Source organism: Corynebacterium sp. UMB0012 (genome assembly GCF_030216265.1).
Classification (GTDB): domain Bacteria; phylum Actinomycetota; class Actinomycetes; order Mycobacteriales; family Mycobacteriaceae; genus Corynebacterium.
Genome location: NZ_JASOKQ010000006.1, coordinates 63038 through 87192, shown reverse-complemented (window position 1 = coordinate 87192; position 24155 = coordinate 63038). Strand labels below are relative to the sequence as shown.

Here is a 24155-nt window from a genome sequence, read left to right as displayed (position 1 = left end):
CGCGTTCTTTGTCGCCTTCAACACAGCGGGCCCCATGGTCGCGTCGAGTCACACTCGTGACCGTTGACGCTGAGCACTGCCCCGCTGTGACGACAGGCGGCGAGTACCAAACAGAACACACTGTTTATTAACAAGGAATGGAGCTCCCTGTGACTGAAAGCTTGAACTCCTTCGAGGCCAAGAAGACCCTTGACGTCAACGGCAAGTCTTATGACTACTTTGACATCAACACCGTCTCCGGCTTGGAGAAGTTGCCTTACTCCCTCAAGGTGCTGGCAGAAAACCTGCTACGTAACGAGGACGGCAAGAACGTAACCAAGGATCACATTAACGCCTTGGCAAACTGGGATCCGGAAGCAGAACCGGACACCGAAATCCAGTTCACCCCGGCACGCGTCCTCATGCAGGACTTTACCGGTGTTCCTTGCGTTGTTGACCTCGCCACCATGCGTGAGGCCGTCTCCGCACTGGGTGGCACCCCGGATCAGGTTAACCCTCTCAACCCGGCCGAAATGGTCATTGACCACTCCGTCATCGTTGAGGCTTTCGGCTCTACCGATGCGCTGGAAAAGAACGTTGAAATCGAGTACCAGCGCAACGAAGAGCGCTACCAGTTCCTTCGCTGGGGTGCTGAGAACTTCTCCAACTTCCGCGTAGTTCCTCCGGGAACCGGCATTGTCCACCAGGTAAATATCGAGTACCTGTCTCGCGTTGTATTCGACAACGAGGGCCTTGCTTACCCGGATACCTGTATCGGTACCGACTCCCACACCACCATGGAAAACGGCCTGGGCATTCTGGGCTGGGGCGTCGGCGGCATCGAAGCAGAGGCTGCCATGCTCGGCCAGCCGGTGTCCATGCTTATCCCGAAGGTTGTCGGCTTCAAGCTGACCGGTGAGATTCCTACCGGCGTTACTGCAACCGACGTCGTTCTTACCATCACCGAGATGCTGCGCGAGCACGGCGTTGTTCAGAAGTTCGTTGAGTTCTATGGCAACGGTGTTAAGTCTGTCCCGCTGGCAAACCGCGCCACCATCGGCAACATGTCCCCTGAGTTCGGTTCCACCGCTGCGATCTTCCCGATTGACGAGGAGACCACCAAGTACCTCGAGCTCACCGGCCGCCCGCAGGAGCAGATCGACCGCGTCGAGGCCTACGCCAAGGCGCAGGGAATGTGGCTGGAGGAGGACGCTCCAGAGGCGAAGTACTCCGAGTACCTCGAGCTGGACCTGTCCACCGTTGTTCCTTCCATTGCCGGCCCGAAGCGCCCGCAGGACCGCATCCTGCTGACCGAGGCCAAGGAGCAGTTCCGCAAGGATCTGGCTAACTACACCACCGACGAGGTTTGCGTTGACGAATCCACTGTCGAGGCAAAGCGCATGTCCGCAGAAGGCGGCGCCCCAGCTATGGAGGACGTCACCGGCGGCTTGAACAAGGCTCGTGAGGGTCACGGCGAGTCCTCGGCTACTGGCGCGAAGGGCCGCCACTCCAACCCAATTACCGTGGAGTCCCAAAACGGTGGCGAGTTCACCTTGGACCACGGCATGGTTGCCATTGCCTCCATCACCTCCTGCACCAACACCTCTAACCCATCCGTCATGGTGGGCGCAGGCCTTATCGCCCGTAAGGCAGCAGAAAAGGGTCTGCAGTCCAAGCCATGGGTTAAGACCATCTGTGCTCCTGGCTCCCAGGTTGTTGATGGCTACTTCCAGCGTGCAGACCTGTGGAAGGACCTCGAAGCCATGGGCTTCTACCTCTCCGGCTTCGGCTGCACCACCTGCATTGGTAACTCCGGCCCACTGCCGGACGAGGTTTCTGCAGCCATCAACGAGAATGACCTCGCTGCCACCGCGGTACTTTCCGGTAACCGCAACTTCGAGGGCCGTATCTCCCCGGATGTCAAGATGAACTACTTGGCTTCTCCAATCATGGTCATCGCCTACGCCATTGCCGGCACCATGGACTTTGACTTTGACGCTCAGCCGTTGGGACAGGACAAGGAAGGCAACGATGTCTTCTTGAAGGACATTTGGCCATCCCCGCAGGAGATTGAGGACACCATCCAGTCCGCTATCTCCCGCGAGATGTACGAGGCTGACTACGCCGACGTCTTCAAGGGCGACGATGCTTGGCGCGCCCTGGACGTGCCGGAAGGCGAGACCTTCAAGTGGGATGAGGATTCCACCTACATCCGCAAGGCTCCTTACTTCGATGGCATGCCAACCGAGCCGAACCCGGTTGAAGACATCAAGGGCGCACGCGTGCTGGCAAAGCTGGGCGATTCCGTCACCACTGACCATATCTCCCCTGCTTCCGCTATTAAGCCGGGCACCCCGGCTGCGCAGTACCTCGATGAAAACGGCGTTGCCCGCCAGGACTACAATTCCCTGGGCTCCCGTCGCGGTAACCACGAGGTCATGATGCGCGGCACCTTCGCGAATATTCGCCTAGCTAACCAGCTGGTAGACGTCACCGGTGGCTACACCCGTGACTTCACCCAGGAAGGCGGCCCGCAGGCCTTCATCTTCGATGCTTGCCAGAACTATAAGGAAGCCGGCATCCCGCTCGTTGTCATTGCTGGCAAGGAGTACGGCACTGGTTCTTCCCGTGACTGGGCCGCTAAGGGCACCAACCTGCTTGGTGTGAAGGCTGTTATCACTGAGTCCTTCGAGCGTATCCACCGTTCCAACCTGATTGGCATGGGCGTTATCCCACTGCAGTTCCCGCAGGGCGAGTCCCACGAGTCCTTGGGCCTGGATGGTACGGAGACCTTCGACATCGAGGGCATCTCCGCCTTCAACGATGGCTCCATCCCGAAGACCGTCCACGTAACCGCTACCAAGGAATCCGGCGAGGCCGTGGAGTTCGATGCTGACGTTCGCATCGACACCCCGGGTGAGGCTGACTACTTCCGCCACGGCGGCATCTTGCAGTACGTCCTGCGTCAGATGGTCAAGAACTAAGCGTCTTCGCGCAGTCCTTTAGCCCACCCGAGGGGAGCTAAAGGACTAAGTTCTGTCGACAACGCGGGGTTGCACCGCCCTCCCCAGGAAGGGCAATGCGGCCCCGCGTTTCGTCACGTCGATTTTATTTCTTATTTAAAATTACTGATTAAAGATTCTTTAGACATCCCCCATTAAGGAGAGTTCCCTACTATGCCCATCGTGAGCGAATCTGAACTTAGCCGCCGCCGGCACGACATTCTCGTAGGTGCCCGCCGCTGCTTTGCAGAGCACGGGTACGAGGGAGCGACTGTTCGGCTTTTGGAGCAAGCGACGGGTAAGTCACGTGGCGCAATTTTTCACCACTTCGGTGACAAAGAGTCGCTATTCCTAGCCTTGGCGCAAGAAGATGCCGCTCGGCAGGCCGAAGTCGTGGCTCAAAATGGCTTGGTAGAAGTCATGCGGGAAATGCTCCAACATCCCGAGCGCCACGATTGGCTAGCCACTCGCTTGGAAATCACCTCCCTACTACGCACGGACCCCTCGTTCGCCGCTCGGTGGAAAGAAAATCAATCGGTTCGTGATGAAGCCGTTCGCGCACGATTGGCATCTAATGCGGATAAGGGTCGCCTACGAGATGATGTAGGAATCGATACCTTAGCCATCTATCTTGAGGTATTCATGGACGGATTCATTAACCGGCTTGCCTTGGGCGATACCGCGGAGCTGGAAAAGGTTCTTGACTTAGTAGAGCAATCCATCCGCGGTGCTCAGGCGAGCCCACAGTAACCCCATACACCTACTTCTGCTCCCGGCTGCTTCTAAACTGATGTTGGAAATAGCCGGGAGCAGTGTTGTATGCGCCTAATGTTGCGGCACCGGCACTGTCTTTTCCGCCACTTGGGCATAGGTTCCTATTTCTGCCACAAACTTAGGATCGTGGCAGGTAACCACGAGGGCGCTGCCGGACTGCAGTGCATGGTGGATCAATTGGTGCATGAGCCAGCGGTCGGCAGCGGAAAGCAAGGTGTCTGGTTCGTCGAGCAGGACCACCTGTCGGTGCTGCCCGATCACGTGGGCAATTTGCGCAAGTCTCAGACGAGACGATGATAAATCGAGAGGATGGTCTGCGGGGTTTAGTCCCAGCAGGTTGCGCAAGGTGTCATTGGGGACGAATTCCTCCACCGTTGCAAACACTGCCTGATCAAACGGCGATTGCAGGGCAAGAGCGGGTGGATTCGAGACAACTCCGGCACCATCGAGTCCAGCAGCAGCGCGCAGGAGCGTGGTCTTGCCACTGCCATTATTGCCTCGCAGCCACGTAACCGCAGATTCCGTGATAGGGATTTCTACCGGTCCGACGCTGAAGGACGTGCCGGTGGGCTGAGAAAAATGCCACCACTTCTTCTTTGTTGCACCCCTGCGTGCCGTTAGCGGACCGATACTCCCTGTCCGGGAGCTTGGAGAAACCCGCGGTAAGTCGAGGGCCGCTACGAGTGGGTCTGTTCCGATGATGTCGCCACCCAAGTCTGGCCAGGAGGAGCTAGAAACGGAAATCACGCAAGTCCCCGGCATTGCCTGCAAGAGGCGAACTACTTGCGTGCGTGAGTTAGCGTCTAGCCCGGCTGCAGGCTCGCACACAATCATGACTTTTGGCTCGCGAATGGCAACACAGGCTGCCGCCAACCTGCGCGTTTGGCCACCAGATAGCTGGGTTGGGTCATGTTCGCAGTAGTCAGACAGTCCTACAGCGCGAAGCATTCGCTCCCCGCGCCGCTGCATTTCAGGGGCAGGCACGCCGGCATTCTCGAGGCCTAAAACTACTTCTTCGATGCAGGTTTCCCGCAGGAAGCTAATCTGTGCTGAGGCATCCGTGCCGATGATGGCTTCGGTAGATAGGTACTCCGCTAGTTCCACGGCAACGTCTTCGGCGGCTGTGTCAGGTTCGACGAGTACTTGATAAATGGCCCCTGGGGTGGGCTTAATGCGGGCTAAATCCATGTAGCAATCACCACCGCAAAGCTAACTAATGGAATGACCAGGCGTATGACGCGAGAGACCATGGAATCGGCAACAGGGCGCAGGAGGGTGCGTTGCCCTTCTTGGTCGAATCCGACGGCGGCTAGGGCCTGTCCACGTTGGGTTCCTTGGGTAAGGAGGCGAGCGATGACGGGAATAATGACGCGCGAAATGGTGTTGCGCCAGGTCACGGTGATGCCGGCGAGCTGGTTGGCCTCACGGACGCAGCGCCAAGCGTGCGCACCTTGGGGCAGGGTTTGCAGGGAGGCTCCAACGATATATGCGACCTTGTGGCCAGCGCGCGAAACTTGCAGCCATTTGGCGATATCAGCAATGCGCAGCGCTGCCATGGCCGCGATGAAGCAGGCCATGAGGGCGCAGAATCGGAGGGTGAGGGTGGCGGCGAGCACCAGGCCGTCGCTTGTTACCAGCGGCAGCACTGGGTCATCACCGTAGGGGGCGTGAATGACCAGCATGGAAAGGGCCGCCGGGGCGCTTAGCGCCACAGTTGTCAAAATCACGGAAGCGTTGCGGGTAGCGGCAGTACCGCAGGCTAGGGCGAGAAGCACTACGCTTGCCGACGCCACCGGGGTATCCAGCGCCAAAGTAAGGATCCAGCCGCAGGCCGCGATGGTGACAACGGTCGCGGGATGAAGGCCCTGCATTAACGTGGCTGGAGGGATTCTCGGGTGCGCTGTGGCAGTGCCTTGACCGCTGCCCAGACAATGAGGAAGACCAGTGCCTTATCCAGGGGATCCGAAATAAAGGACTGCAGCGTAACCGAGGCGATGAGGGAATTGCCCAGTTCTCGGAAGAGCGAAACAACCGCGCCCGTACCAAGACCTGCGGTACCGCCATAGACAAAGGCAGCCACTGGTGCGGCGAGCATACCGGAAATAATGCCGATGACGGCGCCGCTGAGAATAACCCACCAGACCTTGGTGAAAGCGCCCTTCTTGATTACCAGTCCGGAGAGGAACCCCGTGGCGGCGGACACGGCGGCGAAGGGCAGGGCGGCAGGGTTCAACAGCCCCCATACGACGGAGGACAATGTACCGGTAGCCAATCCGGCAATGGGTCCCGCGAGCGCGGCTACCAGGATTGTTCCCACGGAGTCGATATACAGCGGAACGCCGATAGAACCGATGATTTCGCCAACAACAATATTGAGCACTAGCGCTACCGGGATGATGGCGATGGTTCGTGCCGGTAGCGCCGGAACGGTGCCGGCTAGAAGAAGCGCGGCGCCAACGAGGTAGCCGGCGAGGGTAATGAGCGCCTCTGTCGAGCCGGCGACAGATTCCCAATCAGTAGGACGCAGGAGAACCAGATAAATCCAGGTTGCGGCGACGATGAGTGCACCCGCGATGACCATGGCTTTGCGGGCGGGGGTGAGAGAAAGCTGTGACACAGTAAAAGTCCAAATCCATATACCGAAAAATGGGCAAAATAAACGACGACCGCGGTTGGTGCTGTTTTTCCTATGTCACCTCGGAAAGCGAGCTCGCACGGCACGTGCGCCGCGGATAATAGTAGAGGTTCTGCGTGTCAAAAGCCACTAACACGAAGCCAATAGCGTCAATCCCCGCACGCATTCGTGGTGTGCGGCCGCTATGTCTGCGCTTGTTACCAGCCGCGCGTTGAGGGCGCGGCCCCAATGGTTGCGCAAATCCGCAACGCTCGTGCCCCGCAGCAGTGACGATTCCGCCTCGACGTCCATGGTGGTTTCTACCGCGCCGAAACTGATGCGCCCGAGAGCAATCATGCAGGTCAAGAGGTCGTGGATTTGAGCTTGATATCCCTCCCCTTGTGCCTGGTGGAATTCAAAATAAAAACGCAACACGTCCGGCAGGATTTGTGCCGTGGGGTGCTCCCCCAACAATTCAAGGACCTCGTCTAGACGCTGCGAGGTGATGAGAAACTGTTCCGTTACTTCGAGGGAACACAGCGTGGTGAGAACGCGTGGGGCGGTTGAATGAAAATGTTGGGCGGCGGCGTGTGGATCCACCCAAAAGTTCCACTCGGCAGTTGGCGTGGTGTTTCCGCGGTAATTGACCGCGCCGCCCATGATGGTGATGGCGCCGAAGCGCGCGGCAGCCTCGCTATGGGTTGCTTCGAATGCAGCAAGGTTGGTGACCGGTCCAGTAACGATCAGCTGCAGATCGTCGTGGGTGGCTAATGCTTCTTCCCATACCTGCTGCCAATCGCGCTGTTGCAGCTTGGCGGCGGCAGCGGGGGCATGTGCGTAGCCCAGCCCTGTCGGGCCATGGGTCTCAGGGGTGGTGGTGAGATCCACCTTGAGCGGTAGGGGTAGGCCGGGGGCTGCGGGAACGTCGGCAAGCGAGCACAGGTCCAGAATCCAGCGGGCATTAGCCGCGGTCTGGTGGACCTCGACGTTGCCGGCCGTGGTGGTAACGCCCACCAGCTCGATCTCACCGGCATGATGCAGACCCGCCAAGTACATAAGGGCGAGGCAATCATCGATGCCGGGATCGCAATCAATGAGTACAGCTGGTGGCTTAGTAGTCATAATGCCAGCCAGTCTAGCGCCTTACTTGATAGAGCTCACCGGATTGTCGCCATCAACGAAGGCAAGCGGGGAATCCGGCAGGTTGTCGCGGCCAAGGGCCTCGACGATGACGTCCGCAACCAGCTCGCGGGAAGAAGTCAGAGACTCCTTCAGCTTCTTATCCTCAATCTGCTCAATGCCCTTGGCTGGTTCCTCGGTCAGCATCGCTGGCTTGAGGATGAGGTGCGGGAAGCTTGCCTGTACAAGGCGGTTGTCTACTTCCTTCTTCGACTCCACATAGGCATACCACTTCTCATCGGCAGGATCCGTGGTTGCTACCTGGGAGCCGACATAAGAGATCATCACATAGGCAGGCACATTCTTGCCCTCCTGCTGCAACTTGTCCATGGCGTCGAGGGTAGCGAGGGCACCATCGCGGTCAACGGCCCAGGTGAGGTCTGCCCCACCTCGGCCGCCATTGCCGGCGCCCCAGACTACAGCGTCATAAGCGGCGAAAAGATCTGCCCACTGATCCACGGTTTGTTCAGTAATATCCGCCATAACCGGGGTCGCGCCGAGCTTTTCAATCTCGGCCTTCTGCTCTGGATTGCGGATGAGGGAGTCGACCTCGTGGCCGGCGTCAACCAGCTTAGGGGCGGTAAGCAGTCCGACCTTGCCGTGTCCACCGATGTACAGAATCTTCTTCTTATCAGTCATGCCTCCCCACCGTAACAACGGCGCGGCCGGCGTGCAGACGCCCTCACCTATCTGGCACGCACAAACCACCGCGGCGTGCCCGGCAAGCAGATAGACTTGTCTGCATGTATGCCATTATGACCGTCACCGGCGCCGATAGCACCGGCATCATCGCCGCGGTGACCACCACCCTTGCAGAACTCGATATCAACGTCATCGACGTCTCCCAGACGCTGATGGGCGGATACTTCACCATGATCCTGCGCGTCGAATTCGATGCGGACAAGGTCTCCATCCAGACCATCAAGGAGCGCATGCGCCCCGTGGCGGAGGAAAAGCACCAGTCCATCCGCATTCAGTCCGAAGACCTCTTCACCGCCATGAACGAGATTTAGAATGAGTACGCGTTTTAATACCACCAATATCTTGGACACCATCGAGATGATTGAGAACTATCGTCTCGATATCCGCACCGTGACCATGGGCATCTCCCTCCTCGGATGCACCCGCTCCACCATGGAGGCTACCTGCCAGGCCATCTATGACCGCGTCACCCAGCAGGCAGGGCGCCTCGTCGAGGTGTGCGAAGGCATCGAGGGCGAGCTCGGTATCCCCATCGTCAATAAGCGCATCTCCGTAACCCCCGTCTCGTTGGTGGTGGCCGGAGTAGAGGGAAACCCCGTTGATGCAGCGAAGGCGCTGGATAAGGCAGCCAAGGAGGTTGGCGTCAACTTCGTGGGCGGCTACTCCGCCCTAGTAGAAAAGGGCGCCACGACCGCGGAGCAAAAACTCATCAGCTCCATTCCGGAGGCGCTGGCTACTACCGACGTCGTCTGTTCCTCCGTGAATATCGCCAGCTCCCGCGCCGGCATCAACATGGATGCAGCCAAGAAGATGGGCGAGGTTATCAAGGAAGCGGCCGAGCTAACTAAGGATGATTCCGCCATAGCGTGCGCCAAGCTCGTGGTCTTTGCTAACTCCGTGGGAGATAATCCCTTTATGGCCGGTGCCTTCCACGGCATTGAGGAACCCGATTGTGTGGTCTCCGTGGGCGTTTCTGGCCCGGGTGTGGTCGACCGTGCCTTGGGCTCGCTCGAGGGGGCCAGCTTAGACCAGGTTGCAGAAGAGGTGAAGAAGGCTGCTTTCAAGATCACACGCGCCGGGCAGCTGGTGGGCACCATGGCCTCGGAGCGCCTGGGCGTTCCTTTCGGCATCATCGACCTTTCGCTTGCCCCCACCGCCGAATTGGGCGATTCGGTTGCGCACATCTTGGAGCACATGGGCTTAGACCAGGTGGGCACCCACGGCACCACTGCAGCCTTGGCTCTGCTTAACGACGCCGTAAAGAAGGGCGGCATGATGGCTTGTTCCCGCGTGGGCGGGTTGTCTGGTTCCTTCATCCCGGTTTCCGAGGACAAAGGCATGATCGACGCGGTCAAGTCCGGCTCCATTTCCATGGACAAGCTGGAGGCCATGACCGCTATTTGCTCGGTTGGCTTCGACATGATTGCCCTGCCGGGCGATACCTCGGCCGCGACGATCTCGGGCATGATCGCTGATGAGGCCGCCATTGGCGTGATGAACCATAAAACCACCGCCGTACGCGTCATTCCGGTACCTGGCGCCCAGGTAGGAGACGAGGTCAGCTTCGGAGGACTTCTTGGCTACGCCCCAGTCATCCCGGTCAATCAGGTGGGCAATGCGCAGTTCATTAACCGCGGCGGCTTCATCCCCGCGCCGGTGCATGGATTCCGCAACTAGCGCCAGCAACAACCGCGCCGCGGTCTAGTCCGCGGCGTGCTCCTCGCCCGGCTTATCGGATTCCGCCCACGCAGCTAGGTTGGCCTGGAAGTGCTGGTAGGAAGCCTCCAACTGTTTCAGCTCCACCTCGCCGCCTACTTGGCGGCGAGCATCGGAGTAGATGGCCTGGGCGGCGTCGTCAAGCACGCGCCGGCGTTCCGCCGTGCGAAGAAGGGCAACGACCTTAGCGAGGTTATCCAGCATGCTGAGGTAAATCTCCGCATTATCGGCCGCATCGCGCCGAATCTGTGCAAACATCGCATCGACGATTTCGGCATAGCTAAAGGTCTGATAATCCAGCCGAAACTCGCCGCCCACATGCACAATGCCCTGCGGAAGCCGCTTATCCCCAATCACCGTAAGAATCTGGGTAAAGCGGTCAATGATGTCAATTACCGTAAATGGGTCATTAACGCCGGTGCTCAAAGCGCGGGCGGCAATCTCAGCAAGGTGACGGGCGGTAAAGCGTGGATCGTGGGCGGAGGCGTTTTCGCGGTGCTGCGTAAGCACGATATGACGTTCTATATCTTCCGGCAAACGTGGCACGCCGTGGGCAATGACCTCGCCTTCCAATACGAGGTCTCCCGGTGCCACGCCGAGGTGCACCGCACAATTTTCCCGCGCCGCCGCCTGAGCAATGGCGTCATAGTCCACGAATTTGAGATAGCCAGTCTCACTACTGCGGCGCTTTTGCGCGTTCGTGTAGAACTCTGGCCCCGGCGCTTTTACCTTCTCTTCCTCCTCACCGCGGCGGATGAGCCGGCGCATGTGGCTTTCTACATCTTGGGCAACCACGTGCACCACGTGGGACATGCTGATCGATTGCGCAATATGCACGATGAAGTAGATGAGGAAGACAACGCAGGCGATGGCCAGCAGCACCGTGACGGCTACATTGAGGGAAGGAACATATTCTTCTTCCCCACCGCCGCCGGTACGGACCGCGCGCAGGGACAAGAGCGCAAAAATAAAGGTTGCCAGGTAGATCGCCAACGTGGATTGAATGGAGCGATCCTTTAAAAACTCGTGCAGGAGGCGTGGTCCCATCACCGTGACCACGCCCGACAGCGCGGTCAGGGTGATGAAAAAGACGGTGCCGGCCAAGGATAATGACGAGGTTGCTACCGCGCTTAAAATCCCTTGCGCGCTATCGGCGCTGCCGTCATAAAAGGGTGTGGCCGACACATCAAAATTGCTACCAGCCGCAATGAGCACCTCCGCACCGACTGCGGCGAGGGCCACCGCCACAGCAGGAATGAGCCAAAACTTTTCCCGCCAGGCGGGCATCCTCTCCAGCAGCGTTTTCATAAATCCCTAAGCTAGCTCCACGATCTCCATATAGTCATCGGACCACAGGTCCTCATCACCATCGGGCATGATGATCACGCGTTCCGGATCCAGTGCCTTAACCGCACCCGGATCGTGCGTCACCAGCACCACAGCGCCCGTATACGTTTTCAGTGCATCAAGCACCTGCTCGCGCGAAATCGGATCCAGGTTATTGGTAGGCTCGTCTAACAGCAGGACGTTGGCGCGGCTGGAGACCAAGGCGGCCAGTGCAAGGCGCGTCTTCTCGCCGCCGGAGAGCGTACCCGCAGGTTGCTCCAACTTCTCGCCGGAAAACATAAAGGCGCCAAGCAGGCTGCGCAACTCCTGCTGATCCGCGTCCGGGCAGGCATCAATGGTGTTTTGCCACACGGACTTATCCGGGTCGATGGTGTCATGTTCCTGGGCGAAGTAGCCGATGCGCAGGCCGTGGCCGCTGACGATGCCACCTTCACCATCGGTGCGTTCCACACCGGCCAGCAATTTCAACAGAGTGGTCTTACCTGCACCGTTATAGCCGAGAACGACCACCCTAGAACCTTTGTCGATAGCGAGGTCTACGCCCACGAAAACCTCCAGCGAGCCATACATCTTGGTCAGGCCCTTGGCATTCATGGGGGTCTTGCCGCACGGCGCCGGCTCGGGGAACTTAATATTGGCCACCTTATCGGCCACGCGGACTTCATCGAGCTCGCTCATCATACGCTCAGCACGGTGGAGCATCTGCTTTGCTGCAGCAGCCTTAGTTGCCTTAGCACCGAGCTTGGCCGCCTGCTTTTGCAATGCAGACGCCTTCTTTTCCGCATTGGCACGCTCTCGGCGGCGCCGCGCTTCATCGGTAGCGCGGGCATCGAGATACTTCTTATAGCCCATGTTGTACACATCGGCCTCGCCGCGGACCGCGTCGAGGAACCACACCTTGTTGCACACGGCTTCTAGCAGTTCGACGTCGTGGGAAATCATAATGAGCCCGCCCTCATGCTTGGACAGGAATTGGCGCAGCCACGTAATAGAGTCCGCATCCAAGTGGTTAGTCGGCTCATCTAGGAGCAGAGTGGTCTGGGATTTGCCGGAGCCTTCAGTAGCTGCAAAGAGGATCTGTGCCAGCTCCACACGGCGGCGCTGGCCGCCCGAGAGAGTCTTGAGCTTCTGATCTAAAACTCGCTGTGGCAGACCCAAATTATCGCAAATCTGCGCACACTCGGAATCAGCCTCATAGCCGCCGAGCGACTCGAACTGCTCCTCTAAGCGGGAATACTTACGGATAGCCTTATCCCGGAACTTATCGTCCGTGGCCGATTCCATGAGTTCTTGTTGCTTCGCCATCCGGCGCTTAAGATCATCCAGACCACGTGCGGAAAGAACGCGCTCGCGTGCCGTTTGCTCAATATTTCCCTCGCGGGAATCCTGGGGCAAATAACCAATGGGGCCCGAGCGAGTCACAGAACCACCATAAGGCTCCGTCTCCCCTGCCAAAATGCGCATGGTCGTCGTCTTGCCCGCGCCGTTGCGGCCGATGAGGCCGATGCGGTCGCCAGGCTGCACGCGGAGGTGCTGCCCGGGGGCGTCGAGAAGCGTGCGCGCTCCCACCCTGACTTCGAAATCATTGGTTACAATCACGAAGAAATAGTCTAGCAATTGACGCGGCCAACGCTAAGACGCACTAACGCCCCCAACAGTTGCTTCCCTAATCCGAGAAATGCGCTGCTGGGGGCGTGCGATTAATACGCGATTTTAAACCGCGAAGCCAAGTGCCTGGAGCTGCTCGCGGCCCTCCTCAGTAATCATCTGCGGGCCCCATGGCGGCATCCATACCCAGTTGATACGGACGGCATCGGCCAGCTTATTGGCCTTGACGATGTCCTCGACCTGCTCTGCAATGACATCGGTCAGCGGGCACGCCGGCGAGGTCAGCGTCATATTGATCATGACGATTTCCTTGCCATTGTCCTCTTCAAACCAAAGATCATAGACAAGGCCCAGGTCAACGACGTTAATGCCGAGCTCGGGGTCAATGACATCGCGCATGAATTCGGTGACATCAAAGGCCTTAGAAATCTGTTCTTCGGTCTGCTCCGGGCGCTCGCCGCTGCCGGAGAATGAAGAGTTCTCGTTCTGATAAGGATCTACGGGTTCGGTCATCTAGTTCTCCACTTCAGTTAGTGCATCGGCGGATGCAGCCTGGAAGGCCTTCCATCCGAGGAGCGCACACTTGACGCGCGCTGGGTACTGGGACACGCCGGCGAAGGCAACACCGTCACCGATGAGGTCTTCATCGCCCTCTTCTTGGCCACGCGAGGTAATCATCTTTTCGAACTCGGCCAGCTTCTCATTGGCTTCCGCAAGCGGCAGCCCCACGATCTCCTCAGCCATAACCGAAGTAGAAGCCTGCGAAATGGAGCAGCCTTCCGCGTCATAGGAGACGTCCTCTACGGTCTTACCGTCGTCCGAAAGGCGCACGCGCAGGGTGAGCTCATCGCCGCAGGACGGGTTCACGTGGTGAACCTCGGCCTGATATGGCTCCCTCAGGCCGGCGTGTTGGGGGTTCTTATAGTGATCCAGGATGACGTCCTGGTACATGGAATCTAGGTTCATGAGGCAACTCCAAAGAATTCGCGGGCAGCCTTGATTGCATCCACCAGCTTATCTACTTCTTCCTCGGTGTTATAAAGGTAGAAGCTAGCGCGGGCGGTGGACTGTGCGTCGCAGGCACGGTGCAGTGGCCACGCACAGTGGTGGCCAACGCGAATGGACACGCCGTGGTCATCGAGGACCTGGCCCAAGTCGTGCGGATGAACGCCCTCCACAGTGAAGGAAATGGCGCCACCGCGATTTTCGGTGGTCTCTGGACCGATGATGCGCAGACCAGGGATTTCCTTGAGCTGGCGCAATGCGCGCTCGGTGAGCTTCTTTTCGTGCGCGTGAATATTGTCCATGCCCACTTCTTCCAAGAACTTCACCGCTGCGCCAAGGCCAACCACCTGGCTGGTCATCTGCGTGCCCGCCTCAAAACGCGTCGGCGGCTCGGCAAAGGTCGTCTCTTCCATCTTGACGATCTCAATCATGGAGCCACCGGTCAGGAAGGGCGGCAGTTTCTTGAGCAGCTCATCCTTGCCATACAGCACGCCCACGCCGCTGGGGCCACACATCTTATGGCCGGAAAAGGCTGCGAAGTCCACGTCCAAGTCGTGGAAATCCACCGCCATATGTGGCACCGACTGGCAGGCGTCAAGGACAACCATGGCATCCACCGCGCGGGCGCGGCGCACCAGTTCATCCACGTCCGCCACGGCACCCGTGACATTGGATTGGTGAGTAAATGCAACTACCTTGACGGAATCATCGAGCTCGAGCGAATCGAGATCGATACGGCCGTCTTCGGTCATGGAATACCACTTCAACGTAGCGCCAGTGCGAGCACACAGCTCCTGCCATGGCACCAAGTTGGCGTGGTGCTCCAATTCAGTGATGACGACGGTATCGCCCTCGCCCACGTAGAGGTCCCCCGCGCGCTCGTCGCTCAGCGCATAGGCAACTTCGTTCAGGGCCTCAGTGGCGTTCTTCGTAAAGGCGATCTCGTCGCGGTCCGCACCCACGAATGCGGCGATAGCTTGCCGCGCCGATTCGTAGGCATCATCGGCCTCTTCTGCCAGTTGATAGGAACCGCGGTGTACAGGGGCGTTCGTGTGCAGCACAAACTCCTCTTCCGCCTTCCATACCGGCAGCGGGCGCTGGGAGGTAGCACCCGAATCCAGGTACACCAGTGGCTTATCGCCACGCACCGTGCGCTGGAGAATCGGGAACTGTTCCCTAATTGCGTTTACATCAAATCCAGACATGAATCTTCTTTGGATAGTCGCGGTTGACCGGCCGAGGGTCGGTCCTTACTTGAGGAACTGGTCGTAGCCGTCAGACTCGAGCTGGTCTGCCAATTCAGCGCCACCGGTCTTGATGACGTGGCCGTCAGCGAAGACGTGGACGAAGTCCGGCTTCACATAGTTCAGGATGCGCTTGTAGTGGGTAATCATCAAGATGCCACCATTGGTTTCCTTCTGGTAGCTATTGATGCCGTCAGACACGATGCGCAGGGCGTCAACGTCCAAGCCAGAGTCAGTCTCATCCATGACCGCGAACTTCGGCTTCAGAATATCCAGCTGCATAACCTCGTGGCGCTTCTTTTCGCCGCCGGAGAAGCCTTCGTTGACGGAACGGGAGATGAAGGACTTATCAATCTTCAAGTTCTCGCGAGCCTGGGTAAGCTCCTTGTTCCATTCGCGCAGCTTCGGTGCCTCGCCGCGAATGGAGGTGACTGCGGAACGCATGAACTGGGAGACCTTGACACCTGGTACCTCAGTTGGGTACTGCATCGCCAAGAAAAGGCCGGCGCGAGCGCGCTCGTCGACGGGCATCTCCAGCAGATTTTCGCCGTCGAGAAGCACCTCGCCCTCGGTGACCTCATACTTTGGGTGACCGGCGATGGTGTAGGACAAGGTGGACTTGCCGGAACCGTTCGGACCCATGATGGCATGGATCTCGCCGGAGTTGATGGTCAGGTTAACGCCCTTGAGGATTTCCTTCGGCTCGCCGCCTTCTTCCGTCGGCAGCACCTGGGCGTGGAGGTTCTTAATTTCCAGAGTAGACATAATGTGTGTGGTTTTCCTTCTATGAAAGCTTTAGGCGGAGATCTTTTCCAGTTCTTCGGAAATGCGGTTTTCCAATTCCTCGGACAGGGACTGCACCGGAATACGGTGGATGACCTCATTGAAGAAGCCACGAATGATGAGGCGGCGGGCTTCAGCCTCTGGAATGCCGCGAGACATCAGGTAAAACAACTCGATGTCATCGAAGCGACCAACGGTGGCCGCGTGGCCTGCACCGGTAATTTCACCGGTCTCAATCTCCAAGTTAGGGATTGCGTCCGCGCGAGCGCCCTCAGTCAGAATCAGGTTGTTGTTGGTCTCGTAGGTATCGGTGCCCTGTGCATTGGAGCGGATAAGCACATCGCCGACCCAGCAGGTACGGGCCTCATTGTCCTTGGTGCCCTGCAGTGCGCCCTTGTAAAGGACGTGGGAGCGGCAATTAGGGACAGAGTGATCCACCAACATGCGGTTTTCAAAGTACTGGCCTTCGTCAGCGAAGTAGACGCCCAGCAGCTCTGCGTCGCCGCCCTGCTCGGTGAAATTCACGCGAGGCACGATACGTACCACCTCGCCGCCAAAGATGGCGGAGTTGTGGCGCAGCACGGAATCGCGGCCGAGCTGTGCCACGTGGTTAGACAGGTGTACGGCATCGTCTTCCCAATCAACGTCGACAACGACGGTCAGGTGAGCACCATCGCCCACGATAAACTCGACGTTATCCGCGTGGGTGCCAGAGCCGACGTACTTCAAGATGACGGTAGCTTCCGCGTGGTGGCCTACCTCGATGGAGGTGGCGCCAAAGGAAGTTACGCCCTCGCCCTTGCCGGTGTAGGTAATGACCACGGGCTCTTCCACCTGAGCCTCGGCGTCAATGGTGACAACCTGGCCTTCAGGCATAGAAGTCCACGCCTGTGCCGCAACGCGGTCAGACGGGGTACCAACGCGGCCCAAGCGCTCGTCATCGCGAGCGACGGTCTCGGAGCTTACGCCTGGATGTTCGCTCACGGTGACGTCCTGTGCCACTGCCTCAGCGAACTCGCCATTGTGCAGTCCACGGAGCTTGCGTAGGGAGACAAAGCGCCACACCTCATCGCGGCCGTGCGGCACCGGGAAGTCCTCCACGTTGGTGGAGGTAAAGACATCACCCTTGGTGATCTTATCCGGGTTGAATTCGTTCGAAGCGACCATTTTCTTTAGCCGACCGATCCTTCCATTTGCAGTTCGATGAGGCGGTTGAGCTCGAGGGCGTACTCCATCGGCAGCTCCTTAGCAATCGGCTCAACGAAGCCACGCACGATCATCGCCATTGCTTCTTCTTCCGCAATACCGCGGGACATCAGGTAGAACAGCTGCTCCTCAGAAACCTGGGAAACGGTTGCCTCATGGCCCAGCGTGACGTGGTCATTGCGGATGTCGTTATACGGGTATGTATCCGAACGCGAGATATTGTCCACCAGCAACGCATCGCACTCGACGTTAGAGGTGGAATGGTGCGCGTTCTGATTAACCTGCACCAAGCCGCGGTACGCGGCGCGGCCGCCGGCACGGGCTACCGACTTAGACACGATATTGGAAGAGGTGTGCGGAGCCATGTGAGTCATCTTGGCACCCGTGTCTTGGAACTGGTTCTCACCAGCAAAGGCAACAGAGAGAACCTCACCCTTGGCGTAAGGACCGGTCATCCATACGGCCGGGTACTTCATGGTGACCTTGGAGCCGATGTTGCCGTCAACCCATTCCATGGTGCCGCCTTCTTCTACCTTGGTGCGCTTGGTCACCAAGTTGTAGACGTTGCTGGACCAGTTCTGAATGGTGGTGTAGCGGCAGCGGCCGCCCTTCTTCACGATGATCTCCACTACTGCGGAGTGCAGGGAATCAGACTTGTAGATAGGAGCGGTGCAGCCCTCGACGTAGTGCACATAAGCGTCCTCGTCGACGATGATGAGGGTGCGCTCGAACTGGCCCATATTTTCCGTGTTGATGCGGAAGTAAGCCTGCAGTGGAATATCTACGTGCACGCCCTTGGGCACGTAGATAAAGGAGCCACCGGACCACACTGCTGAGTTCAGCGCAGAAAACTTGTTGTCGCCGGCTGGAATAACGGTGCCGAAGTATTCCTTGAAGAGCTCAGGATAGTCACGCAGAGCGGTATCAGTATCCACGAAGATGACGCCCTGGCTCTCCAGGTCCTCACGGATCTGGTGGTAGACAACCTCGGACTCGTACTGGGCTGCCACGCCGGCAACGAGGCGCTGCTTCTCTGCCTCTGGAATGCCCAACTTATCGTAGGTGGCCTTGATGTCGTCCGGGAGGTCTTCCCAGGTCTGGGCCTGCTCTTCAGTGGACTTCACGTAGTACTTAATCTGGTCGAAGTCGATGCCAGACAGATCCGCACCCCAGGTGGGAACGGGCTTCTTATCAAAGATGTTGAGGGCCTTCAGGCGCTGGTTAAGCATCCATTCTGGCTCGCCCTTCTTGGCGGAAATATCGCGTACTACATCTTCGTTCAAGCCGCGGCGAGCAGAAGCACCAGCCGCGTCCGAGTCGTGCCAGCCGTACTCATATGCACCAATGGAATCAATGATTTCATCATCGGTCATCTTGTTCTCGGGTGCCGATTGTGCCTGGGTCATGACTCGCTCCTTTCAGTATTTGTATTAACGGGTGTCAAGGGGATGTTCGTGGTACAGATCCCGTGGCCGCCAGCAATGGAGGCCAAAGGCTGTACGTGTTTGCCTAATAGAGCAGAAAAGACTTCTTGTTCCGCCTCACACAGCTCTGGATGTTCGGCCGCCACGTGGGAGACCGGACAATGATGCTGGCAGATTTGCACTCCCTGACCAGCGCGGTCCACCGTGGCGGCGTACCCGTGCTCGTCCAAGACCTCGGCCAGCTTACGGGCCACATCCTCTACAGATTCGCCCTCTTCTATCAAGGGACGCACATCTGCAACGAGTCGCTCGAAGCGGACTTTGGCAAAGCGCTTAACAGCCTCAGACCCGCCGACGTCGCGGAGCGCCGTCAAGGCATCAGAGGCCAAATCATCGTAGGCGTGGCCGAATTGCGCTCGACCACGATCAGTGAGGCGGAAGTGTTTGGCTGGTCGCCCGCGACCAGACCCGCTGCCCGTTGAGCCGCGAGTAACTGGGCGGCGGCGCACAACCTCCGTCAGTTCCTCTTCCACCAAATTGTCTAAGTGCCGGCGAATTCCGGCAGCAGAAAGGCCAAGGCGTTCACCCAAGTGGGAAGCGGTAACGGGCCCGTCCTTCAGCAGCAACAGCATCACCTGCCGGCGGGTATCACCATCCGTAGTGCGGGATTCCTTAGCCGCCTTGTAGGTAGTTTCTACACGCTGAGGTGCACTCATGCCGGGACCTCCCTTCGTGCTTCGGTCACTTACAGTCGCCCTGCAACCGACTCCCGTAGTTCCGAGAGTCGCGCCGCAGTCCAACTGCGCCTCCTTTATTAGACAACACTAGTGTTCCTTAATTCATTCCAGAATGCCACCATTGGCCATTCTTCGGCGTGGCACGGGGGTGGCCAACTCCCCTCATCGCCACGACTGGCGGCGCTGCCCACGCAAAAAGAGCGCCCCTGCTGGGGTTGAGACGGAGGATTCGCGTAAGGTCTTATCCCATGACAGGCAAATTCCGCGGCTTTCTTTCCGGCGTCAAGGCCGAGCTGCCGCAGCTGGGCACCGCTGGTTCTCGGTCTGCGCGACTGCACGCCGAGGACACCGGAGCCGCAGAACCTGATTCTCGTTTTGATTTTGTCCCCGCCAATGCGGATGGTCTAAAGCGCACCACCACCGCACAATGGCGGACATTTTTTATCCTGCGCTGGGTAGGCACAGTAGGTTCTCTGCTTATCGCCTTCGGCGCGTTAGGTGCCGGCGCTCTCCCTGTAGTGGGAAACCCCTATGACAACGTGCCCTTCGGCTCCCTCATGTCTCGCATGCTGCAGACCTCTTCTGCCATAGTCATGGTGGGAGTAGGCCTGTTGGTGGCCGCCTGGGTTTTTCTTGCCCCTTTTGTAGGCACGCCGCTGCGCCAACCCCAAGAAGGCGCCCTCACACCAGCGCGCGCCCGCCGGCTCGTAACCACACACCAGCTGTGGCGCACGTGGGCCGGTTGGGTCCTCCCGCTGATTTTTACTGCCCCGCTCTTTACTCAAGACATCTACTCCTATTTGGCTAACGGTTCCATCGTGATGCAGGGCATGGATCCGTATTCGGCAGGACCGGTGCAATTGCTTGGCGCGGGTGATGAGCTCGCCCGATCCGTACCGTTTATCTGGGCCAACTCCCCTTCCCCCTATGGCCCCGTAGCGCTCGGTCTCGCTGGAGTGGTGAGCGCAGTTACCTCAAATTCCATCCTTCTAGGAGTTATCGCCCACCGCCTCCTATCCATCGCCGGCATCATGGTTGCTGGGTGGGCAATTAGCTGTCTCGCGCGACGCTGCCGGGTATCTCCAGAATCTGCGCTGTGGCTCGGCATTCTCAACCCACTCACTATCTTGCACCTGGTGGGCGGAATCCATAATGAGTCCATCATGCTGGGCCTGCTCTTGGTAGGCATGGAGCTGGGCCTGAGGGGCGTCGACAAGCTAGAAGAGTCCACGCGCAGTGCCTACCTAGCACTAATTGCTTCTGGATTTTGTCTGTCCTGCGCCGGAATGGTCAAGGTTACCGGCTTTATCGGAATGGGCTTTGTGGGGATGGCGTATGCCCGCCACCTGATAGACAAGGACGGCGCATCACGCTGGAAAGCCTTGGCCTATGCCATTGCCCTGCAGCTAGTTATCTTAATCGCAAGCATTGCCCTTATTAGCGCCTTGACCGGCATTGGCCTGGGGTGGATCACGGGACAAGGCGGGGCGGCCTCCATCCGCTCGTGGCTTTCGACCTCCACCGCCGTAGGCGTGGGTACCGGCTTCATTGGAATGCTGCTGGGCCTAGGTGACCACACCGAAGCGATTCTCACCGTTACCCGTACCTTTGGCGTGCTGGTGGCAGTAGCTTTCATGGCCCGCATGCTCTTTGCAACGTTGCGCGGCCGCATCCACCCTGTGGGAGGACTCGGCACCGCCTCCTTAGTGCTGGTTATCTTCTTTCCCGTCGTCCATCCGTGGTACATCCTGTGGGCGGTACTGCCTTTGGCCGCATGGGCCAACCGGCTTATTTTCCGTTTCTGCGTCGTGGCTTATTCGGCAGCTATGAGCTTCTTTGTGCTGCCACGCGGCCTCGGGTTGCCGCCCAGCACCATCATCGTCATCTATGTGTCAGCTGCCTGCACGTTTGCCGTCATTGCCGCCCTGTGGTGGGTTGCAGTGCGGCGCAGCGGAATCCGTGTCCTAAACTAATCCCACGTGAATTCCATTTCAGCCGATCGCCCAGCCCTCACCATGGACAACGTGGTGAAAAAATATGGCTCCACCACCGCCGTTAATGGTCTGAGCCTTAGCGTTACCGCAGGTGAGATCTTTTGCCTCCTTGGCCCCAATGGCGCTGGAAAGTCCACGACGATTGAGATGTCAGAGGGTTTTATCCACCCCACCAGCGGCACTATCGACGTTCTGGGACTAGACCCGAGTTCCGCACCGGACAAGGTGCGCGAAAAGGTCGGCATCATGTTGCAGGGTGGTGGTTCCTACTCCGGCATTCGCGTTTTGGAAATGCTAGAACTTTCCGCTAGCTACAGCGCCCATCCCCTCTCCCCGCACTGGCTACTGGAAACGCTCGGGCTTGAAGGAGTAGCCCGCACCCCCTATCGCAGACTCTCCGGCGGGCAGCAGCAACGGCTTTCCCTTGCCCTAGCAATTATCGGTCGGCCCGAGCTAGTTTTTCTCGATGAGCCCACCGCCGGCATGGATGCGCAATCCCGTTTGGCGGTGTGGGACCTTGTTCGAGCCCTAAGGCGCGATGGCGTCACCATCGTTCTTACCACCCATCTTATGGATGAGGCGGAGTCACTAGCGGACCGAGTGGCCATCATGGATCATGGCCAGCTAGTAGCCCACGGCACCCCGGCGGAACTTACCTCGCAGTCGGACTCGGCAGGCCTTAGTTTCAGCACCGATATCGATGTTGATGTGGAGGCTTTGGCTGAGGCTGGAATTCGGGCGACCAAATCCCGGCCGCTGCATTACCGCTTGACCCAAGCCGGCACGCCCGAGACCATCGCTACGCTTACCGCCGAACTTGCCCGCCAAGGAGTCCTGCTGCGGCGCCTAGACGCGGCTCACCGCAACTTGGAGGAGGTCTTCCTTGACCTTACCGGCCGCCATTTGCGCAGCTAGCTGCACCCTCCGCCAGGACCGAATTCAACAAACTGCGTTGCGGAAAGAAGCCACCACATGAGCACTACCTTTAACACTGGAACCTTTACCCCGGCCCCCAAACGGGCCAGCGCCGGCGCCATGTTGCTCGCGCAAGGAAAGATGGAAGCAAAACTCATGCTGCGCCACGGCGAACAGCAATTGTTGAGCGTCATCATACCGCTGGCCTTGCTCATTGGCGCGGCCCACCTGGAGTCGCTCACCGGACATGGCTTGCACGAGGTATTTCCCATGGTGCTTGCAGTAGCGGCCACCTCCGCAGGCTTTACCGGTCAGGCCATTTCACTTGCCTTTGACCGGCGCTACGGGGCCCTTAAACGCACCGGCGCGTCCGGTGTGCCAGCATGGGCCATTATTGGCGGCAAGATCCTCGGCGTGCTCACCATGGTGGTATTCCAAATCCTCGTCTTGGGCATAGCTGCCTATATCCTGGGTCTCCGTATCAGCCCGGGCGGGGTGCTGCTCATGATCCTTTCGCTATTTTTTGGCGTTGCGGCTTTTACCGCCATGGGGCTGCTACTCGGCGGAACCCTCAGCTCTGAGGTGGTACTCGCACTGGCCAACCTCATCTGGTTCCTGCTCCTCGGCGTAGTCGGGTGGACCCTCTACTCCCAGGGACTGGGCGATAATGGCATCCTCAACGCAGTGCCGACTGTCGCCCTAGCAGGCGCGCTTACCGACGCCTCCAATTCCGCCTTCCCCAGCCTCGAGCTCCTATCCTTGTTGGCGTGGCTTGCGGTGACGTCGTTCGCTGCGGTCCGTTGGTTCCGCTTCGATGGCTAAATGTGACTTTTGTCCGGTTCCTTTCGAAACGAGAGGAATTTTTATGCCCAAAATCTCCCGACTAGTAGGATGCTATGCGTGAATTACTGGACGAAGATCAAGCGCTTCTTTAAGGAAGCCGCCCCTACACTGCAACAGCAGCGCCTCATCGCGCTCATCCTTCTCTTGTGCCAGGGTGGCATCACCGTGTCTGGTTCCATTGTCCGCGTGACCGGCTCGGGATTGGGCTGTCCCACCTGGCCGGAATGCCAACCAGGCTCCCTTGTCCCTATGGAAGGCGCTGCGCCTGCTCTCCACCAGGCCATCGAGTTTGGTAACCGCCTGCTTACTTTCGTCGTAACCGCAGCGGCTGTCGCCGCCGTCATTGCCATGCGCATGGCGCGTCGCCGCGCAGAGCTCAAGGTATACGCCTGGCTCAACGTCGCCGGCATCGTCCTGCAGGCGATCATCGGCGGCATTTCTGTCCACCTAGACCTACGCTGGTGGTCGGTGGCACTGCACTTCCTGCCTTCCATGCTCTTGGTATGGCTAGCGGCAATGCTCTATTCCCGCATTTTGGAACCCGATGACGGAACGCCACGCGCTCGCTTCCCTCAGGCGATTCGCCTCCTTGCAGCGGTCGCAACCGTTGCCCTGAGCATTGTGCTCATCACCGGCACGATGGTTACCGGTTCGGGCGTTCACTCTGGCGATTCCGGGGTGGGAATGGAAGGCCGCCTGCAGGTAGATACCGAAGCCATGGCTGTCACCCACGCCATGTGCATGTACGTCTACCTGACGCTAACGGTTATTACCGTCTTCCTGCTTTATAAGAACCGCGCACCTCAAGACGCTAAGAAGGCTGGCTGGGTCCTCGTTGTATGCATCCTCATTCAGTGGGCAGTAGGCGTTTACCAGTTCTACATGAGCATTCCGCGCTGGACTGTCCCCTTCCATATTGGCCTCTCCTCCTTCGTCACCGCGTTTACCGCCCTCCTGTGGGCGCACGGTGTACGCCGCGCCGACGGCACCGCGGATCTCATCACCGGCTCTCCCAGCGGCGATGAGAAGTACGCGGCGCGCCAAGCATCACTCGAACAAAAGCGAGCGACCGCTTAACCCGTA

22 protein-coding genes are annotated in these 24155 nt (G+C 58.7%); 8 read left to right on the top strand and 14 right to left on the bottom strand.

Annotation, left to right across the window (positions count from 1 at the left end; all coding sequences use genetic code 11):
- Nucleotides 1-149 precede the first annotated feature (149 nt).
- Nucleotides 150-2963 carry an aconitate hydratase AcnA gene (acnA, locus tag QP324_RS04630; RefSeq protein ID WP_284814755.1) on the top strand — a complete coding sequence of 938 codons (2814 nt, stop codon included), beginning with the start codon at nt 150-152 and terminating at the stop codon, nt 2961-2963.
- Between the two features lie 192 nt (nt 2964-3155).
- On the top strand, nt 3156-3731 hold the full coding sequence (locus QP324_RS04625; protein ID WP_284766497.1) for a TetR/AcrR family transcriptional regulator: 576 nt from the start codon (nt 3156-3158) through the stop codon (nt 3729-3731).
- 75 nt (nt 3732-3806) lie between these two features.
- Here the strand turns inward: QP324_RS04625 and QP324_RS04620 are convergent, their stop codons facing one another.
- The 5 genes from QP324_RS04620 to QP324_RS04600 all read right to left on the bottom strand — a co-directional run bounded on the left by QP324_RS04620 (nt 3807) and on the right by QP324_RS04600 (nt 8187).
- On the bottom strand, nt 3807-4943 hold the full coding sequence (locus QP324_RS04620) for an ATP-binding cassette domain-containing protein (protein ID WP_284814753.1): 1137 nt from the start codon (nt 4941-4943) through the stop codon (nt 3807-3809).
- Complete coding sequence (locus QP324_RS04615; RefSeq protein ID WP_284814752.1) at nt 4934-5626, bottom strand: energy-coupling factor transporter transmembrane protein EcfT; 693 nt, start codon at nt 5624-5626, stop codon at nt 4934-4936. Before QP324_RS04615 ends, QP324_RS04620 begins: the two co-directional genes overlap by 10 nt.
- Nucleotides 5626-6336, bottom strand: a complete 711-nt coding sequence (locus QP324_RS04610; RefSeq protein WP_239273272.1) for an ECF transporter S component — start codon at nt 6334-6336, stop codon at nt 5626-5628. The genes QP324_RS04615 and QP324_RS04610 overlap by 1 nt, the downstream gene beginning before the upstream one ends.
- Before the next feature lie 183 nt (nt 6337-6519).
- The gene (locus QP324_RS04605; RefSeq protein ID WP_284814751.1) at nt 6520-7491 is read right to left on the bottom strand and encodes a nucleoside hydrolase; all 972 of its coding nucleotides are present in this window, start codon (nt 7489-7491) and stop codon (nt 6520-6522) included.
- Nucleotides 7492-7512: 21 nt separating this feature from the next.
- Nucleotides 7513-8187, bottom strand: a complete 675-nt coding sequence (locus QP324_RS04600; RefSeq protein WP_284814750.1) for an NAD(P)H-binding protein — start codon at nt 8185-8187, stop codon at nt 7513-7515.
- 104 nt (nt 8188-8291) lie between these two features.
- Between QP324_RS04600 and QP324_RS04595 the strand changes: the two genes are divergently transcribed.
- Together QP324_RS04595 and QP324_RS04590 are read left to right on the top strand one after the other, a co-directional pair.
- Nucleotides 8292-8561 (top strand): ACT domain-containing protein, encoded by a 270-nt coding sequence (locus tag QP324_RS04595; RefSeq protein ID WP_179386521.1) that lies wholly within the window; start codon nt 8292-8294, stop codon nt 8559-8561.
- Between the two features lies 1 nt (nt 8562).
- A complete protein-coding gene (locus QP324_RS04590) occupies nt 8563-9927 on the top strand; it encodes a PFL family protein (RefSeq protein ID WP_284814748.1) in 1365 nt (454 codons plus the stop codon).
- A gap of 24 nt (nt 9928-9951) precedes the next feature.
- On the opposite strand, the gene QP324_RS04585 is transcribed toward QP324_RS04590, so the two are convergent.
- From QP324_RS04585 to QP324_RS04545, 9 genes are all read right to left on the bottom strand, one after another.
- Entirely contained in the window at nt 9952-11274 is a 1323-nt protein-coding gene (locus QP324_RS04585) for a DUF2254 domain-containing protein (RefSeq protein WP_239277724.1), read from the bottom strand.
- Nucleotides 11275-11280: 6 nt separating this feature from the next.
- Nucleotides 11281-12912 carry an ABC-F family ATP-binding cassette domain-containing protein gene (locus QP324_RS04580; protein ID WP_005328391.1) on the bottom strand — a complete coding sequence of 544 codons (1632 nt, stop codon included), beginning with the start codon at nt 12910-12912 and terminating at the stop codon, nt 11281-11283.
- A gap of 114 nt (nt 12913-13026) precedes the next feature.
- Entirely contained in the window at nt 13027-13434 is a 408-nt protein-coding gene (locus tag QP324_RS04575) for a metal-sulfur cluster assembly factor (RefSeq protein WP_005324830.1), read from the bottom strand.
- Nucleotides 13435-13887 carry a Fe-S cluster assembly sulfur transfer protein SufU gene (gene sufU / locus QP324_RS04570; protein WP_005324831.1) on the bottom strand — a complete coding sequence of 151 codons (453 nt, stop codon included), beginning with the start codon at nt 13885-13887 and terminating at the stop codon, nt 13435-13437. It abuts the gene before it with no gap.
- Nucleotides 13884-15131 (bottom strand): cysteine desulfurase, encoded by a 1248-nt coding sequence (locus QP324_RS04565; RefSeq protein WP_284766506.1) that lies wholly within the window; start codon nt 15129-15131, stop codon nt 13884-13886. The genes sufU and QP324_RS04565 overlap by 4 nt, the downstream gene beginning before the upstream one ends.
- Nucleotides 15132-15176: 45 nt before the next feature.
- Nucleotides 15177-15935 carry a Fe-S cluster assembly ATPase SufC gene (gene sufC / locus QP324_RS04560; protein WP_284766507.1) on the bottom strand — a complete coding sequence of 253 codons (759 nt, stop codon included), beginning with the start codon at nt 15933-15935 and terminating at the stop codon, nt 15177-15179.
- Nucleotides 15936-15965: 30 nt separating this feature from the next.
- Nucleotides 15966-17120 (bottom strand): Fe-S cluster assembly protein SufD, encoded by a 1155-nt coding sequence (gene sufD / locus QP324_RS04555; protein WP_005328395.1) that lies wholly within the window; start codon nt 17118-17120, stop codon nt 15966-15968.
- A gap of 5 nt (nt 17121-17125) precedes the next feature.
- On the bottom strand, nt 17126-18565 hold the full coding sequence (sufB, locus tag QP324_RS04550; RefSeq protein ID WP_005324837.1) for a Fe-S cluster assembly protein SufB: 1440 nt from the start codon (nt 18563-18565) through the stop codon (nt 17126-17128).
- A complete protein-coding gene (locus QP324_RS04545) occupies nt 18562-19299 on the bottom strand; it encodes a metalloregulator ArsR/SmtB family transcription factor (protein ID WP_239277715.1) in 738 nt (245 codons plus the stop codon). The genes sufB and QP324_RS04545 overlap by 4 nt, the downstream gene beginning before the upstream one ends.
- A gap of 269 nt (nt 19300-19568) precedes the next feature.
- Between QP324_RS04545 and mptB the strand changes: the two genes are divergently transcribed.
- The 4 genes from mptB (at nt 19569) to QP324_RS04525 (ending at nt 24149) form a co-directional block, all read left to right on the top strand.
- Nucleotides 19569-21293 carry a polyprenol phosphomannose-dependent alpha 1,6 mannosyltransferase MptB gene (gene mptB / locus QP324_RS04540; protein WP_284814745.1) on the top strand — a complete coding sequence of 575 codons (1725 nt, stop codon included), beginning with the start codon at nt 19569-19571 and terminating at the stop codon, nt 21291-21293.
- A gap of 6 nt (nt 21294-21299) precedes the next feature.
- Entirely contained in the window at nt 21300-22229 is a 930-nt protein-coding gene (locus QP324_RS04535; RefSeq protein ID WP_284814743.1) for an ABC transporter ATP-binding protein, read from the top strand.
- Nucleotides 22230-22286: 57 nt separating this feature from the next.
- On the top strand, nt 22287-23051 hold the full coding sequence (locus QP324_RS04530) for an ABC transporter permease (RefSeq protein ID WP_284814741.1): 765 nt from the start codon (nt 22287-22289) through the stop codon (nt 23049-23051).
- A 69-nt stretch (nt 23052-23120) separates the two neighbouring features.
- Nucleotides 23121-24149 carry a heme A synthase gene (locus QP324_RS04525; protein WP_284814739.1) on the top strand — a complete coding sequence of 343 codons (1029 nt, stop codon included), beginning with the start codon at nt 23121-23123 and terminating at the stop codon, nt 24147-24149.
- Nucleotides 24150-24155 lie beyond the last annotated feature (6 nt).